The organism is Cyanobium sp. ATX 6A2 (genome assembly GCF_024346355.1).
Taxonomy (GTDB): domain Bacteria; phylum Cyanobacteriota; class Cyanobacteriia; order PCC-6307; family Cyanobiaceae; genus NIES-981.
The window spans coordinates 56804-69783 of sequence record NZ_JAGQCU010000002.1; the positions used below are offsets into that span (position 1 = coordinate 56804).

General features: G+C 70.5%; 9 protein-coding genes. 6 read left to right on the forward strand and 3 right to left on the reverse strand.

Translation table 11 applies throughout. From position 1 onward, the window contains the following. The first annotated feature begins 21 nt into the window (after positions 1–21). The 5 genes from thrC to purF all read left to right on the forward strand — a co-directional run bounded on the left by thrC (position 22) and on the right by purF (position 7767). Positions 22–1140: a threonine synthase gene (gene thrC, locus KBY96_RS02900; protein WP_396122234.1), complete on the forward strand. Its 1119-nt coding sequence runs from the start codon at positions 22–24 to the stop codon at positions 1138–1140. A 488-nt stretch (positions 1141–1628) separates the two neighbouring features. Beyond that, positions 1629–2765 (forward strand): DNA polymerase III subunit beta, encoded by a 1137-nt coding sequence (dnaN, locus tag KBY96_RS02905; RefSeq protein WP_254977719.1) that lies wholly within the window; start codon positions 1629–1631, stop codon positions 2763–2765. 4 nt (positions 2766–2769) lie between these two features. Then, positions 2770–3651 carry an RNA methyltransferase gene (locus KBY96_RS02910; RefSeq protein WP_254977720.1) on the forward strand — a complete coding sequence of 294 codons (882 nt, stop codon included), beginning with the start codon at positions 2770–2772 and terminating at the stop codon, positions 3649–3651. 77 nt (positions 3652–3728) lie between these two features. Beyond that, positions 3729–6128, forward strand: a complete 2400-nt coding sequence (gene purL, locus KBY96_RS02915; protein ID WP_254977721.1) for a phosphoribosylformylglycinamidine synthase subunit PurL — start codon at positions 3729–3731, stop codon at positions 6126–6128. A 124-nt stretch (positions 6129–6252) separates the two neighbouring features. Next, the gene (purF, locus tag KBY96_RS02920; RefSeq protein WP_254977722.1) at positions 6253–7767 is read left to right on the forward strand and encodes an amidophosphoribosyltransferase; all 1515 of its coding nucleotides are present in this window, start codon (positions 6253–6255) and stop codon (positions 7765–7767) included. Here purF and KBY96_RS02925 read toward each other — a convergent pair. The 3 genes from KBY96_RS02925 to queG all read right to left on the reverse strand — a co-directional run bounded on the left by KBY96_RS02925 (position 7764) and on the right by queG (position 12220). Next, a complete protein-coding gene (locus tag KBY96_RS02925) occupies positions 7764–10277 on the reverse strand; it encodes a DNA topoisomerase (ATP-hydrolyzing) subunit A (protein ID WP_254977723.1) in 2514 nt (837 codons plus the stop codon). The genes purF and KBY96_RS02925 overlap by 4 nt on opposite strands. Positions 10278–10354: 77 nt before the next feature. Continuing rightward, positions 10355–11236 (reverse strand): tetratricopeptide repeat protein, encoded by an 882-nt coding sequence (locus KBY96_RS02930; RefSeq protein ID WP_254977724.1) that lies wholly within the window; start codon positions 11234–11236, stop codon positions 10355–10357. Between the two features lie 24 nt (positions 11237–11260). Further along, the gene (queG, locus tag KBY96_RS02935; RefSeq protein WP_254977725.1) at positions 11261–12220 is read right to left on the reverse strand and encodes a tRNA epoxyqueuosine(34) reductase QueG; all 960 of its coding nucleotides are present in this window, start codon (positions 12218–12220) and stop codon (positions 11261–11263) included. A 37-nt stretch (positions 12221–12257) separates the two neighbouring features. On the opposite strand from queG, the gene KBY96_RS02940 reads away from it, so the two are divergent. Beyond that, positions 12258–12932 (forward strand): HpsJ family protein, encoded by a 675-nt coding sequence (locus KBY96_RS02940; RefSeq protein WP_254977726.1) that lies wholly within the window; start codon positions 12258–12260, stop codon positions 12930–12932. The last annotated feature ends 48 nt before the right edge of the window (positions 12933–12980 follow it).

Genomic DNA, 12980 nt, shown 5'->3' on the forward strand with positions numbered 1-12980 from the left:
GACAGCCGTCCACCACACCCCTTGCCCCTGCTCCAATCCCTGCGGCGTCTGGGCTTGGGACCCGGCAGCGCCCAGCCCACCCTGCAGGACTGGCCAGGGCTGATCGAGGCCTACCGGCGCTGGCTGCCGGTGAGCGAGCGCACGCCGGTGATCAGCCTGCGGGAGGGGGCCACACCGCTGATCCCAGCCCCCTCGATCGAGGCACGGGTGGGCAACCGGGTGCGGGTGCTGCTCAAGTACGACGGCCTCAACCCCACCGGCTCGTTCAAGGACCGGGGCATGACCATGGCCATCTCCAAGGCCCGGGAGGCGGGCTCGGAGGCGGTGATCTGCGCCAGCACCGGGAACACCTCGGCCGCCGCCGCCGCCTACGCCAGGCGCGGCGGGATGCGGGCCTTCGTGCTGATCCCCGACGGCTACGTGGCCCAGGGCAAACTGGCCCAGGCCCTGCTCTACGGCGCCGAGGTGATCGCCATCCAGGGCAATTTCGACCGCGCCCTGGCGATCGTGCAGGAGGTGGCTGAGCTCTATCCGGTGACCCTGGTGAACTCGGTGAACCCCTACCGGTTGCAGGGGCAGAAAACCGCCGCCTTCGAGGTGGTGGACGCCCTCGGCGAAGCGCCCGACTGGCTCTGCATCCCGGTGGGCAACGCCGGCAACATCAGCGCCTACTGGATGGGTTTCAACGAGTACCGCGACGCCGGTCACTGCCGCACGGTGCCGCGCATGATGGGCTTCCAGGCGGCCGGTTCGGCGCCTCTGGTGCTGGGCCACACGGTGGAGCAACCCGACACCATCGCCACAGCCATCCGCATCGGCAACCCGGTGAACCGGGACAAGGCCCTGGCCGTGCGCAGCGAGAGCGGCGGCGATTTCACCGCCGTCACCGACGCCGAGATTCTGGACGCCTACAAGATGCTCGGCAGCCAGGAGGGGGTGTTCTGTGAGCCGGCGAGCGCCGCCTCGGTGGCGGGGCTGCTCAAGCGCCGGCAGGAGGTGCCGGCGGGAGCCACGGTGGTGTGCGTGCTCACGGGCAACGGCCTCAAGGACCCCACCACCGCCATCGAGCACAACGAGGCCCGCTTTCACACCGGCCTGGAGGCCGACACCGCCAAGGTGGCCCAGGTGATGGGCTTCTGAGGCCCCAGCCGGCAACGCTGGCACCCCCGGCACTCGCACCGCCACCCCCCATCCGCCAATGCGCCTCAGCCCAGCGGGGGCTTTTTTTGGCCTGCAGGACCCGTGTGCCAATCAACAAGGCGGTTGAAAATGGTCGTGGAAAAGGGTGACGGAATCGGGGGAAATCGGAGGGCGTGGTGATGGCCCTGGCGAGCCATCGGATTCCCCAGGCCCGGGAAAGCGGGGAAAACCCGGCGATCTCCCCATTCCGAGTCGGAGATTCCGCAGCATCCAACCGCCAACATCCCAGAGCCACCAGCGCTGGTGGCTCATTTTCCCCGCTTTCCGCAGGCCCTATTACGACGGATTGATTGGTTTTAAGTTCAATCCTTCTCAATCCGTAGACGGGCGCACAACAGCGGATGTCCGGCGTTGCGCAATCAGCCGGCCTGTGGAAGCGTGGGAGCCCTTCAGCCCAGCGGCCCGCGTCCGGCCTGAACCCCCCTCCCATGAAGCTGGTCTGCTCCCAGTCGGAACTCAGCGCCAGCCTGCAGCTGGTGAGCCGGGCCGTTGCCGCGCGTCCCACCCACCCGGTGCTCGCCAACGTGCTGCTCACCGCCGATGCCGGCACCGGCCGCCTCAGCCTCACCGGGTTCGATCTCAGCCTCGGCATCCAGACCAGCCTTCCGGCCGAGGTGGAGACCAGCGGTGCCATCACCCTGCCGGCCCGGCTGTTCGGCGAGATCGTCACCCGCCTGTCGGCCGACAGCCCCATCGGCCTGCACTGCCCTGAGGGCACGGAGCAGGTGGAGCTCACCTCCCTCTCCGGCTCCTACCAGATGCGGGGCATGGCCGCTGAGGACTTCCCCGATCTGCCCCTGGTGCAGACCGGCCAGCCCATCCGCCTGGAGGCCGAGGCCCTGGTGAAGGGCCTGCGGGCCACCCTGTTCGCCAGCAGTGGCGACGAGGCCAAGCAGCTGCTCACCGGCGTGCACCTGAGGCTGGAGGGAGCGGGCCTGGAATGCGCCGCAACCGACGGCCACCGCCTGGCCGTGCTGCGGCTGGCCCAGGGGGTGGAGGCGAGCGAGCAGGAGCCGTTTGCGGTCACCGTGCCGGCCCGTTCCCTGCGCGAACTGGAGCGGCTGCTGTCGGGCCGCCAGTCCAGCGAGCCCCTGAGCCTGTTCTGTGATCGTGGCCAGGTGGTGTTCCTGTGGGCCGACCAGGTGCTTACCAGCCGCAGCCTCGATGGCACCTACCCCAACTACAGCCAGCTCATCCCCGAGAGCTTCAGCCGGGGCATCAGCCTCGATCGCCGCGCTCTGGTGTCTGCCCTGGAGCGGGTGGCCGTGCTTGCCGATCAGCACAACAACGTGATCAAGCTCAGCACCGAGGCCGGCAGCGGTCAGCTGCAGGTGCAGGCCGACGCCCAGGATGTGGGCAGTGGATCGGAGTCTGTGGCCGCGGAGATCAGCGGGGAGCCCATCCAGATCGCCTTCAACGTGCGTTACCTGCTCGATGGCCTCAAGGCCATGGGCTGCGAGCAGGTGATGCTGCACTGCAATGCCCCCACCACCCCAGCCGTGCTCAAGCCCCTGGATGACTCCGACTTCACCTACCTGGTGATGCCGGTGCAGATCCGCGTCTGACGCCTTGGCGCTTCCCGAGCAGCTGCTGCTCAGCGATCTGCTGAAGCGCCGGGTGCGCGATCCCGACGGCCTCGAGCGGGGCAGTGGCCTGGCGGTTTGGATGCACCCCCCCGTGCATCGCGTGCTCGGCTGGGCCAGCCGTCCCTCGCTGTTCGGCAACCGCCGTCTGGTGTGGCGGCTCAACCAGCTGGCCGGCCTGCTGGAGCTGGAGGCTCTGGTGAAGGGCGAGCCGGCCGACACCGATCAGGCCACCCTCGAGCGCCTGCCCACCCTCATCGATGCCGCCCTGCTCGATCGTGACCAGCGGCCGATCGGCACCGTGGTCGATGCCGCCATCGAGCTGCGCACCGGTGCCATCCGCCACTACCTGGTGAGTCGCAGCGATCCACGTCTGCCCGGCAGCAGCCGCTGGCGCCTCAGCCCCGAGCGCATCGTCGACCAGCAGCCTGGCCTGGTGTCCACGGCGCTCACGGGGCTCGACGATCTGCCCCTGGCCCGGGCCAGTGTCCGCCAGGACCTGCTGCGCCGCTCCCGGCGCTGGCGTGAGCAGATGCAGGTGGCGGGCGAGCAGCTGGAGTCGCGGGTGGAGGGCTGGCTGGAGGAGCCCCCCTGGGAGGGCGGGGAGCCGCTGCGGCGGATCTGGACCCCCGAGGACGATGGCCTGGAGCCCGACGTCGGCGGCGACGATGGGATCGGTGACGTCGGGCCCGCTGACCTCGCTTCCGAGGAAGGCGCGGGGGCGGATTCCGGCTACGGGCCCCAGGGTTCGGACCCCCGGGGGTCCGAACCCTGGGACGAGGACGACTGGGACTGGGAGCCTCCCCGCCGGGAGCAGGAGTGGAGTGAAGACCAGGACCCCGACGCCGACCGGGACCCCTGGGTCTGAACGCCGGGTCTGAACCCCACCCTGCAGCGGTCGCCGCGACCTGCTCGGCCACACTGGAGCGATCCGACCCGCTGGCTGTGGTGGCTGCCCCCGACTTCCCTCTCGCCGAGGCGCTCAAGAAGGAGAACCTCAGCCAGGCCGACTACGACGAGATCTGCCGCCGCCTCGGCCGCGCCCCCAACCGGGCAGAACTGGGCATGTTCGGGGTGATGTGGTCGGAGCACTGCTGTTACCGCAACTCGCGGCCGCTGCTGTCGGGCTTCCCCACCACCGGCCCGCGCATCCTGGTGGGCCCCGGCGAGAACGCCGGCGTGGTGGATCTGGGCGAAGGTCAGCGCCTGGCCTTCAAGATCGAGAGCCACAACCACCCCTCGGCCGTGGAGCCGTTCCAGGGGGCGGCCACGGGCGTGGGCGGCATCCTGCGCGACATCTTCACCATGGGCGCCCGGCCGATCGCCCTGCTCAATGCCCTGCGCTTCGGACCCCTGGAGGACGAGCGCAATGTGGGCCTGATGGAGGGCGTGGTGGCCGGCATCGCCCACTACGGCAACTGCGTGGGCGTGCCCACCGTGGGTGGTGAAGTGGCCTTCGACCCCAGCTACTCCGGCAACCCCCTGGTGAACGCCATGGCCCTGGGGCTGATGGAAACCGAGGAGATCGTGTGCTCCGGCGCCGAGGGGGTGGGCTATCCGGTGATCTACGTGGGCAGCACCACCGGCCGCGATGGCATGGGCGGCGCCAGCTTCGCCTCTGCCGAGCTCACCGAGGCCTCCCTGGATGATCGCCCCGCCGTGCAGGTGGGTGATCCCTTTCTGGAGAAGGGCCTGATCGAGGCCTGTCTGGAGGCCTTCCAGAGCGGTGATGTGGTGGCCGCCCAGGACATGGGCGCCGCCGGCCTCACCTGCAGCTGCTCGGAGATGGCCGCCAAGGGCGGCCTGGGCATTGAGTTGGAACTGGATCGGGTGCCCGCGCGCGAGGCGGGCATGACCGCCTACGAGTTCCTGCTCAGCGAATCCCAGGAGCGGATGCTGTTTGTGGTCAAGCCCGGCCGGGAGGAGGCGCTGATGGCGCGGTTCAGCCGCTGGGGCCTGCAGGCGGCCGTGGTGGGTCGGGTGCTGGAGGACAACATCGTGCGGGTGCTGCAGCACGGCCAGGTGGCGGCCGAGGTGCCTGCCAGCGCCCTGGCTGACGACACGCCGATCAACCATCACGAGTTGATCAGCGAGCCGCCGGCCGCCATCCAGGCCCACTGGCGCTGGAGCGAAGACCAGCTGCCGGCTGCGGCTGCAGAGGGCATCACCCCCGCGGCCGGTGTCCGTGCCGGCCAGCCCACCAGCTGGAGCCAGGCCCTGCTGGAGTTGCTCGACGACCCCACCATCGCCTCGAAGCGCTGGGTGTATCGCCAGTACGACCACCAGGTGCAGGCCAACACCGTGGTGCCCCCCGGCGGTGCCGATGCGGCCGTGGTGCGGCTGCGGCCCCAGCAGGGAGAGGGCGCCATGGCGCCCGCGACCCGCGGCGTGGCGGCCGTGGTGGACTGCCCCAACCGCTGGGTGGCCCTCGATCCCGAGCGCGGCGCCATGGCGGCGGTGGCCGAGGCCGCCCGCAACCTCAGCTGCGTGGGCGCTGAGCCCCTGGCTGTCACCGACAACCTCAACTTCCCCTCCCCCGAAACCCCCACCGGCTACTGGCAGCTGGCCCTGGCCTGCCGCGGCCTCTCGGCGGCCTGCAGCGCCCTCGACACGCCGGTCACCGGCGGCAACGTGTCGCTCTACAACGAGACCCGCCTGCCCGATGGCTCCATGCAGCCGATCCACCCCACCCCCGTGGTGGGCATGGTGGGTCTGGTGCACGATCTGGCCCAGGTGCGCGGCCAGGCCTGGCGCGAAGCCGGCGACGCCATCTGGCTGCTGGGGGTGCCGCTGGAAACGGGGGAGACTCCCGCCGATCCGCGCCTGGGCCTGGCCGGCAGCAGCTATCTGGAGCGGCTGCATGGAGCCGTCACGGGGCGCCCGCCCGAGATCGATCTGGCGCTGGAGCGCGCGGTGCAGGCCTTCCTGCGCCAGGCGATCGCCCAGGGCCTGGTGGCCTCCGCCCACGACCTCAGCGACGGCGGCCTGGCGGTGGCTGCGGCCGAGTGCTGCATCGCCTCCGCTGCCGCCGCGCCCCTCGGCGCCGAGCTGGAGCTGCCGGCCAGCACGGTCCGGCTGGATCGGCTCCTGTTCGCCGAGGGTGGGGCCCGCATCCTCGTGAGTGTGCCGGTGCGGTGCGCCGACCGCTGGCAGGCCGCCCTTGAGGCCGCCGCCGCTGGCGATCCCATCTCCGCCGTCCGGCTGGGCAGCGTGCAGGCCGCCCCGCGGCTCCGCCTGCGCCAGGGTGATCAGTCCGTGCTGGATCTCCCCATCGCCGAGCTGCGGGCCAGCTTCGAGCAGGCGATCCCGCGCCGACTCGGTGCGGATCTTCCGCCCACCAGCTGAACCGAGCCGCTCCACCCCCAGGTGCCGGATCCCTGGTGCAGAATGGTTCTTCGGCTAGCGCAACGAGAGGCCTGTGCTGATGGTGTTCTCGTGAAGGTGGTGCTCTCGTGACGATGGTGTTCTCGTGACCACGGTGTTCTCCGCGCGCAACCACGAGTCCAGCGGTGAGCGTCCTGACAAGCCCGAGGAGGCCTGCGGCGTCTATGGCGTGATGGCTGCGGATCAGCCCGTGGCCAACCTGGCCTACTTCGGCCTCTATGCCCTCCAGCACCGCGGCCAGGAGTCGGCCGGCATCGCCGTGTTCGACGACGACGGTGAGGTGCGCCTGCACAAGGACATGGGTCTGGTGAGCCAGGTGTTTGACCAGGACGTGCTGGCGCGGCTGCCGGGCTCCCTGGCCATCGGCCACAACCGCTACTCCACCACCGGCAGCAGCAAGGTGTGCAACGCCCAGCCGGTGCTGCTCAACAGTCGCCTGGGCCCCTTTGCTCTGGCCCACAACGGCAATCTGGTGAATGCCGCCGAGCTCCGCCACGAGCTCGCCGAACTGGCCGACGAACTCACCTCCACCACCGATTCCGAGCTGATCGCCTTCGCCGTTCAGCGGGCCGTGAACGGCGGCATGGACTGGGAGGCCGCCATCCGCACGGCCGCCGGCCTCTGCCGCGGGGCCTTCAGCCTGGTGATCGGCACCCCGGCGGGGCTGTTCGCCCTGCGCGACGGCCATGGCATCCGACCGCTGGTGTTCGGTCACCTGGGCGAGCAGGAGCAGGCCTGCTGGGTGGTGAGCAGCGAGACCTGTGGGCTGGACATCATCGGTGCCAGCTTCTGTGGCGATGTGCTCCCCGGTGAGCTGATTCATTTCCGTCTCCACGATCCCGAACCCCGTCGCCTGCGCTGGTGCGAGGAGCCCACCAAGCTGTGCGTGTTCGAGATGATCTATTTCGCCCGGCCTGACAGCCGCTTCTTTGGCGAATCGCTCTACAGCTACCGGGTGCGCATCGGCGAAGTGCTGGCCCGGGAAACCCCCGTGGCGGCCGACATCGTGATCGGCGTGCCCGATTCCGGAATCCCCGCCGCCATCGGTTATTCCCAGTTGAGCGGTATCCCCTTCGCCGATGGTCTGATCAAGAACCGCTATGTGGGCCGCACCTTCATCCAGCCCACCCAGGCGATGCGTGAGGCCGGCATCCGCGTGAAGCTCAACCCCCTTCCCGACGTGCTGGCCGGCAAGCGGGTGGTGGTGATCGACGATTCGATCGTGCGCGGCACCACGAGTCGCAAGCTGGTGGCGGCCCTGCGCGATGCCGGTGCCACCGAAGTGCACATGCGCATCAGTTCGCCGCCGGTCACCCACCCCTGCTTCTACGGCATCGACACTGACACCCAGGACCAGCTGATCGCCGCCCGCCTCACCCTCGAGGAGATCGCCGCCCATCTCGGTGTCGATTCGCTGGCTTACCTCAGTAAGGAGGGCATGGTGGAGGCCGCCCAGGCCCAATCCGGCCACTTCTGCACCGCCTGCTTCGACGGGGCCTACCCGATCGAGATGGACGAGGAGTTGCGCTCCAGCAAGCTGATGCTGGAGCCCTCGGGCCTGGCCGCCTCCCGCCAACCGCTGGCCTCCGCAGCGCGCTAGCGGATCAGCGGCACCAGGGCCTGCAGCTCCTCCCGTTCCGCCAGTCCCAGGTTCATCCCCCCGTCGCTGGTGTGCTGGCTGTCCAGGTCGGCGGGCTGCAGCCGGGCACTGCGGCCGTTGCTCAGCAGGGCCGCCACCAGCGGTGCTTCGGCGTCACAGAGGTCGGCCAGCTGATCGTGGCGATCGCTGAAGCGCAGGCCGATCTGGCCCAGATCTCCGCGCTGGCACAGGCGCAGCTGATCCACGCTCAGACGTTTCAGCCAACCCCGACGGCTTGCCAGCAGCACCGAGCCCTCCGGCCCCCGCACCCCGGCAGCGCCCACCACAGCTTCGCCCGGCAGCAGCCGCAGCAGCACCGGCCCCTGGGCCGTGCGGCCCATCAGGGGCAGGTTGGCCTCGTTCACCGCCAGGCGCAGCAGGCGGCCGGTGCTGCTGGCCACCACCAGTTCGCCCCCGTCCCGGCAGCTCAGCACCCGGCTGAGCTGCACCCCCTCCTTGAGTTTCAGCACCGTGGCGGCCCGTCCGGAGAGCTCGCGGAACAGCTCCAGCGGCAGGCGTTTGCAGCGGCCATCGCTGCTCAGCAGAGCCAGGCTGGTAACCGCCCTGCCGGCCTCCTCGCCGCCGCTCAGCGCCAGCACCTGCACCACCCGGCTGCCCTCCAGGCTGTCGGGCAGGAAGCGCTCCACCAGGCCCGGCTGCTGGCCGGCAAATTCCCAGCGCAGCAGCGCCACGCGGCCATCGGCCGTGAACGCCAGCACCTGGGGCTCGCTCTGCACCGGCAAGTTCAGCCGTGCCGGGGCCGGGTGCTCGCCAGCCTCGGCCGCCACCTCCAGGTGCAGGCGGCCGAGGGTCTGGGGGGCCACGATCTTCACGGTGCCATCGGCCTGGATCAGCAGCCGGGCATCGCCGGCCAGGGCGCCCAGGGCCTGGCGACGCTGCAGTTCGGTGTTGGGGCGCTGGGCGGCCGTGCGCTGGGCCGTGAGCTCATCGCCCCCCTCCACCAGCCGGGTGCGCCGGGGGGTGGCAAAGCGCTTCTTCAGCGCCCGGAACTCGGCCACCAGGGTGTCCAGCAGGGTGTCCCGGTCGTCGAGCAGATGCCGCAGCCGGGTGCGTTCGTGGCCCAGCTCCTCGGCCTCCTTCCGCAGGCTGTCCTGCTCCAGGGCGGTGAGTCGCCGCAGGGGCATGGCCAGCACCGCATCGGCCTGCCGTTCGCTCAGATCCAGATGCACCTGCAGGCTGGCCCGGGCGCTGGCGGCGTCACGGGCCTCCTGGATCATGTCGATCACCCGGCGCAGGTCGTCGAGCGCCCGGATCAGCCCCACCACCACCTCCAGCCGGTCTTCGCACTTGCGCAGGGCGTGGCGGGTGCGGCGGATCAGGGTGTGCTCCCGGTATTCCAGGAACCGCTGCAGCAGTTGCCGCAGGCTGAGCTGCACGGGCTGGCCATCCACCAGCGCCAGCAGGATGGCGCCGAAGTTGCTCTGCAGGGCCGTGCGGCGCTGCAGATCGGCCAGCACCTGTTCGGGGTTGGCATCGCGGCGCAGTTCCACCACCACGCGCATGCCGTCGCGGTCGCTCTCGTCACGGATGTCGGCAATGCCGCCGACCTTGCCGTCGTTCACCAGCTCCGCCAGCTTCTCGATCCAGCCGGCCTTGCTGAGTTGGTAGGGCAGCTCGGTTACCACCACGGCGCTGCGGCGGTGGCGGCCCTTGCCGGGCTGCACCTCTTCGAAATGGGCCACGCCCCGCATCGGGATGCTGCCGCGGCCGCTCAGGTAGGTGTCGCGCACGCCGCTGCCGGTGAGCACCTCGCCGCCGGTGGGGAAGTCGGGCCCGGGCACCAGCTCCAGCAGTTTGGCGTCGGGGAGCTCCGGTTTGCGCACCAGCGCGATCAGGGCGTCGACGATCTCGCCGAGGTTGTGGGGCGGGATGCTGGTGGCCATGCCCACGGCGATGCCGCTGCAGCCGTTGAGCAGCAGGAAGGGCAGCTGGGCCGGCAGCACCGTGGGCTCCTGCTGGGAGCCATCGAAGTTGGCTGCGAAATCAACCGTGTCGTCGCCGATCTCGTCCAGCAGGGCCTGGTTCGCGATCGGTGCCAGCCGCGTCTCGGTGTAGCGCATGGCGGCCGGTGGGTCGTCGTCCACCGAACCGAAATTGCCGTGGCCATCGAGCAGGGGATGGCGGCTGGCGAAGGTCTGAACCAGCCGCACCAGGGCGTCGTAGACCGCCTGATCGCCGTGGGGGTGGTATTTGCCGAGCACGTCGCCCACCACGCGGGCGCACTTGCGGTAGGGCCTGTCGGGGGTGAGCCCCAGCTCGTGCATCGCGTAGAGGATGCGCCGCTGCACCGGCTTGAGGCCATCGCGCACATCCGGCAGGGCCCTGCCCACGATCACGCTCATCGCGTATTCGAGGTAAGAGCGCTGCATCTCCTGATGCAGGGCGATCGGCTGAATCCGAGAGTCGTCCGGCCGGTCGCCGGGTCGCTGTCCTGGTCGCTCCTCAGGCATCCGGTGCTGCGGTGTGAGGGCGAAATGAGGCGATCAGCCTACCGATGCAGCCCAGCCCGCCCGGCCGCTGCCCAGCCTCAGAGGCTGGCGTTGGCCTCAGCCCGTTCCACATCGACGCGCAGTTCCTCCAGCTCCAGCAGGCGCTGGGTGGTGCTGCGCAGCTTCGTCCCCCACAGCTGCTCCTCCTGATGGCTGGCGAGCACATAGTTGGGTTCGGAGGCGAGCGCCTTGCTGGCTAGGTCCAGGGCCTCGCGGCGGCCGTCGGCGCCGCGCCCGAACAGGGCGGCGGCCAGGGCCAGGTTGGGTTCGGCGGCCTCCGGCTGGATCTGCAGCACCCGGCGCCAGTGCGTGATCGCCTGGTCCACCTGGTCCAGCTCGTAGAGCACCAAGGCCTTGTTATTGATCGCCTCCCAGAAGTCGCGCCGCAGGTCGGCGGCCCGGGCGAAGGCCTCCAGCGCCTGGCGAGGCTGGTTCAGCAGGATATGGGCGTTGCCCACATCGAAGTAGGCGTTGGCGTTGCGGGGGTCCCGGCGCAGCCCCTGGCGCAGCAGCTCGAGGCCCTCGCCGGGCCGGCCGTCGCGCAGGGCCAGCGAGCCCTGGGCGAACCAGATGCCGGCGTTGTCAGGATCGAGTTCCCGGGCCCGTGACAGCGACACCCCGGCGGCCTCGGCCTGGTCGCTGCGCAGCTGGGACTCCGCCAGCAGCACCCAGCCGCGGGGATCGGCCGGCAGCAGCTGCACGGTGAGCGCCGCCAGCCGCGCCGCATCCTCCGCCTGGCCCAGCTGCAGCAGCCGCGCCGCCGCCTGGGCGATGCCCAGACCCGTGGCCTCCAGCTCCGGGCGCTGGGGCACGTAGACGAAGGGCACCAGGGCCTTGGCCGCTGGCGTGCTGCCGAGGCCCATGCCAAGCGCCAGGAGCGGGAGGGTGCGCACCAGGGTGCGCCGCCAGCGCGACGGCATCGAACGGGGGCAAGTCAACCCAGCCTAGGGATCCACTTCCGCCCCACCCTCCAGGACGGCAAGGATGTTGCGCCGCCACATCCAGGGTCTGATGCGCCGCAGGGCCGAGGCCCGCAAGCGCTCGTCCCACTCCGCATCGCTCCAGCCCAGGGCCTCCTCCGCCCGCAGATTGAGCCACCAGGGGCGTGGTTGCAGGTCTGGGTCGTCGCTGGCTGGCAGGGCCTGCTGGTTCCAGGGGCAGGCCTCCTGGCAGAGGTCACAGCCGGCCACCCAGCCCTGCAGCTGCCGGGCGATCGGCTGCGGCAGGGCGTCGTCGCGGTTCTCGATCGTGTGGAAGGCGAGACAGCGGCGGCTGTCCACCACGAAGGGTTCGCTGATGGCTCCGGTGGGGCAGGCGGGAATGCAGCGGCTGCAGCTGCCGCACAGGGGCCGGGCAGGTGCATCGGCCGGCAGCTCCAGGGTGGTGAGCAGGTGTCCGAGCAGCAACCAGGAGCCCCGTCGGCGGTGGATGAGGTTGCCGTGCTTGCCGATCCAGCCCACACCGGCTTCCTCGGCCCAGGCCTTGTCCATCAGCGGTGCACTGTCGACGCAGGCACGCCAGCCCACCGTGTCCACCTGGCGCTCCAGCCAGCGCCCAAGCCGTCGCAGGCGCCCGTCGATCACCCGGTGGTAGTCGCGGCCCCAGCCGTAGCGCGCCACCTTCAGGGACCCGGGGGTCCGCTGTGCCCCCACGTGGTAGCTCAGCCCCACGGCCAGCAGGCTGCGCACACCGGGCAGCAGCGTTTCCACCGCCCGGCGCCGCGGATCGGCCATCCAGGCCATGTCGGCCTGGTGACCCCGCTGCAACCAGCGCGCCAGCGCGGCGCTGCGCAGGGCCATCCGCTCGCCGCCCGGCACGGAGGCGATCCCCACGGGATCGAAGCCCAGACGGCGGGCCTCCTCCCGGAGCCGCGCCGCCAGTGTGCTGGCAGAGCCGGCAGCCACCCGTACAGTTGCGCCACTTCTCTCCACTCTGCTGCGCTTGGCTCCCACATCCGCGTCCTCCGGCCGCATCGCCCTCCTGCTCCGCTGGCTGGGGCTCACTCTGGTGGTGCTGATGGGGCTTCAGCTCACAGCCCTGCTGGTGAACTGGAACTGGGGCCTCGAACCCTTCCGCCAGGTGTTCCTCGACCGGCTGGTGGGCGAGGGCCCCATGGCCCTGGTGGGTCTGCTGCTGATGCTGACCGCCCAGCGGCTGGATGCAGCGGCCGGCCGGACTCCCCTGCGCTGGCTGGTGGGGGTGCTCGCCGTGGTGTTGGCGATCGCCATGGTGGTGGCCGTGCCGTTGTCGGTGAGCAGCGAGGCCGCCCTGGCCCAGGAGGTCCAGCAGCAGGATGCCGCGATTGCCCAGCAGGCGATGCAGCTGGAGATGCAGAAGCAGCAGGTGGAGGATCCCGGTTTCGTCGACCAGCTGATCGCCGAGGCCGAAAAGGAGGGCCGCATCCCGCCCGAGGCCAGCGAGGAGGAGAAGAAACAGCGGGCCCGTGAGTTCATCGACAGTCAGATCAGGCCGCAGCTTGAGCAGGCGGAGCAGCAGCTCGCCCAGGCCCGCTTCGGTCGCAACCTGGCGGTGCAGCAGCGCCGCTTCGGGGGTACCGGCCGCGCCGTTGTCCTGGCCATCGCCTTTGTGCTCGTGGCGGTGGTGGCCCTGGTCTGATGGGCACCGTGGGGGGAACGGCTGGCTAGGTTGACGGACTGATCTGAT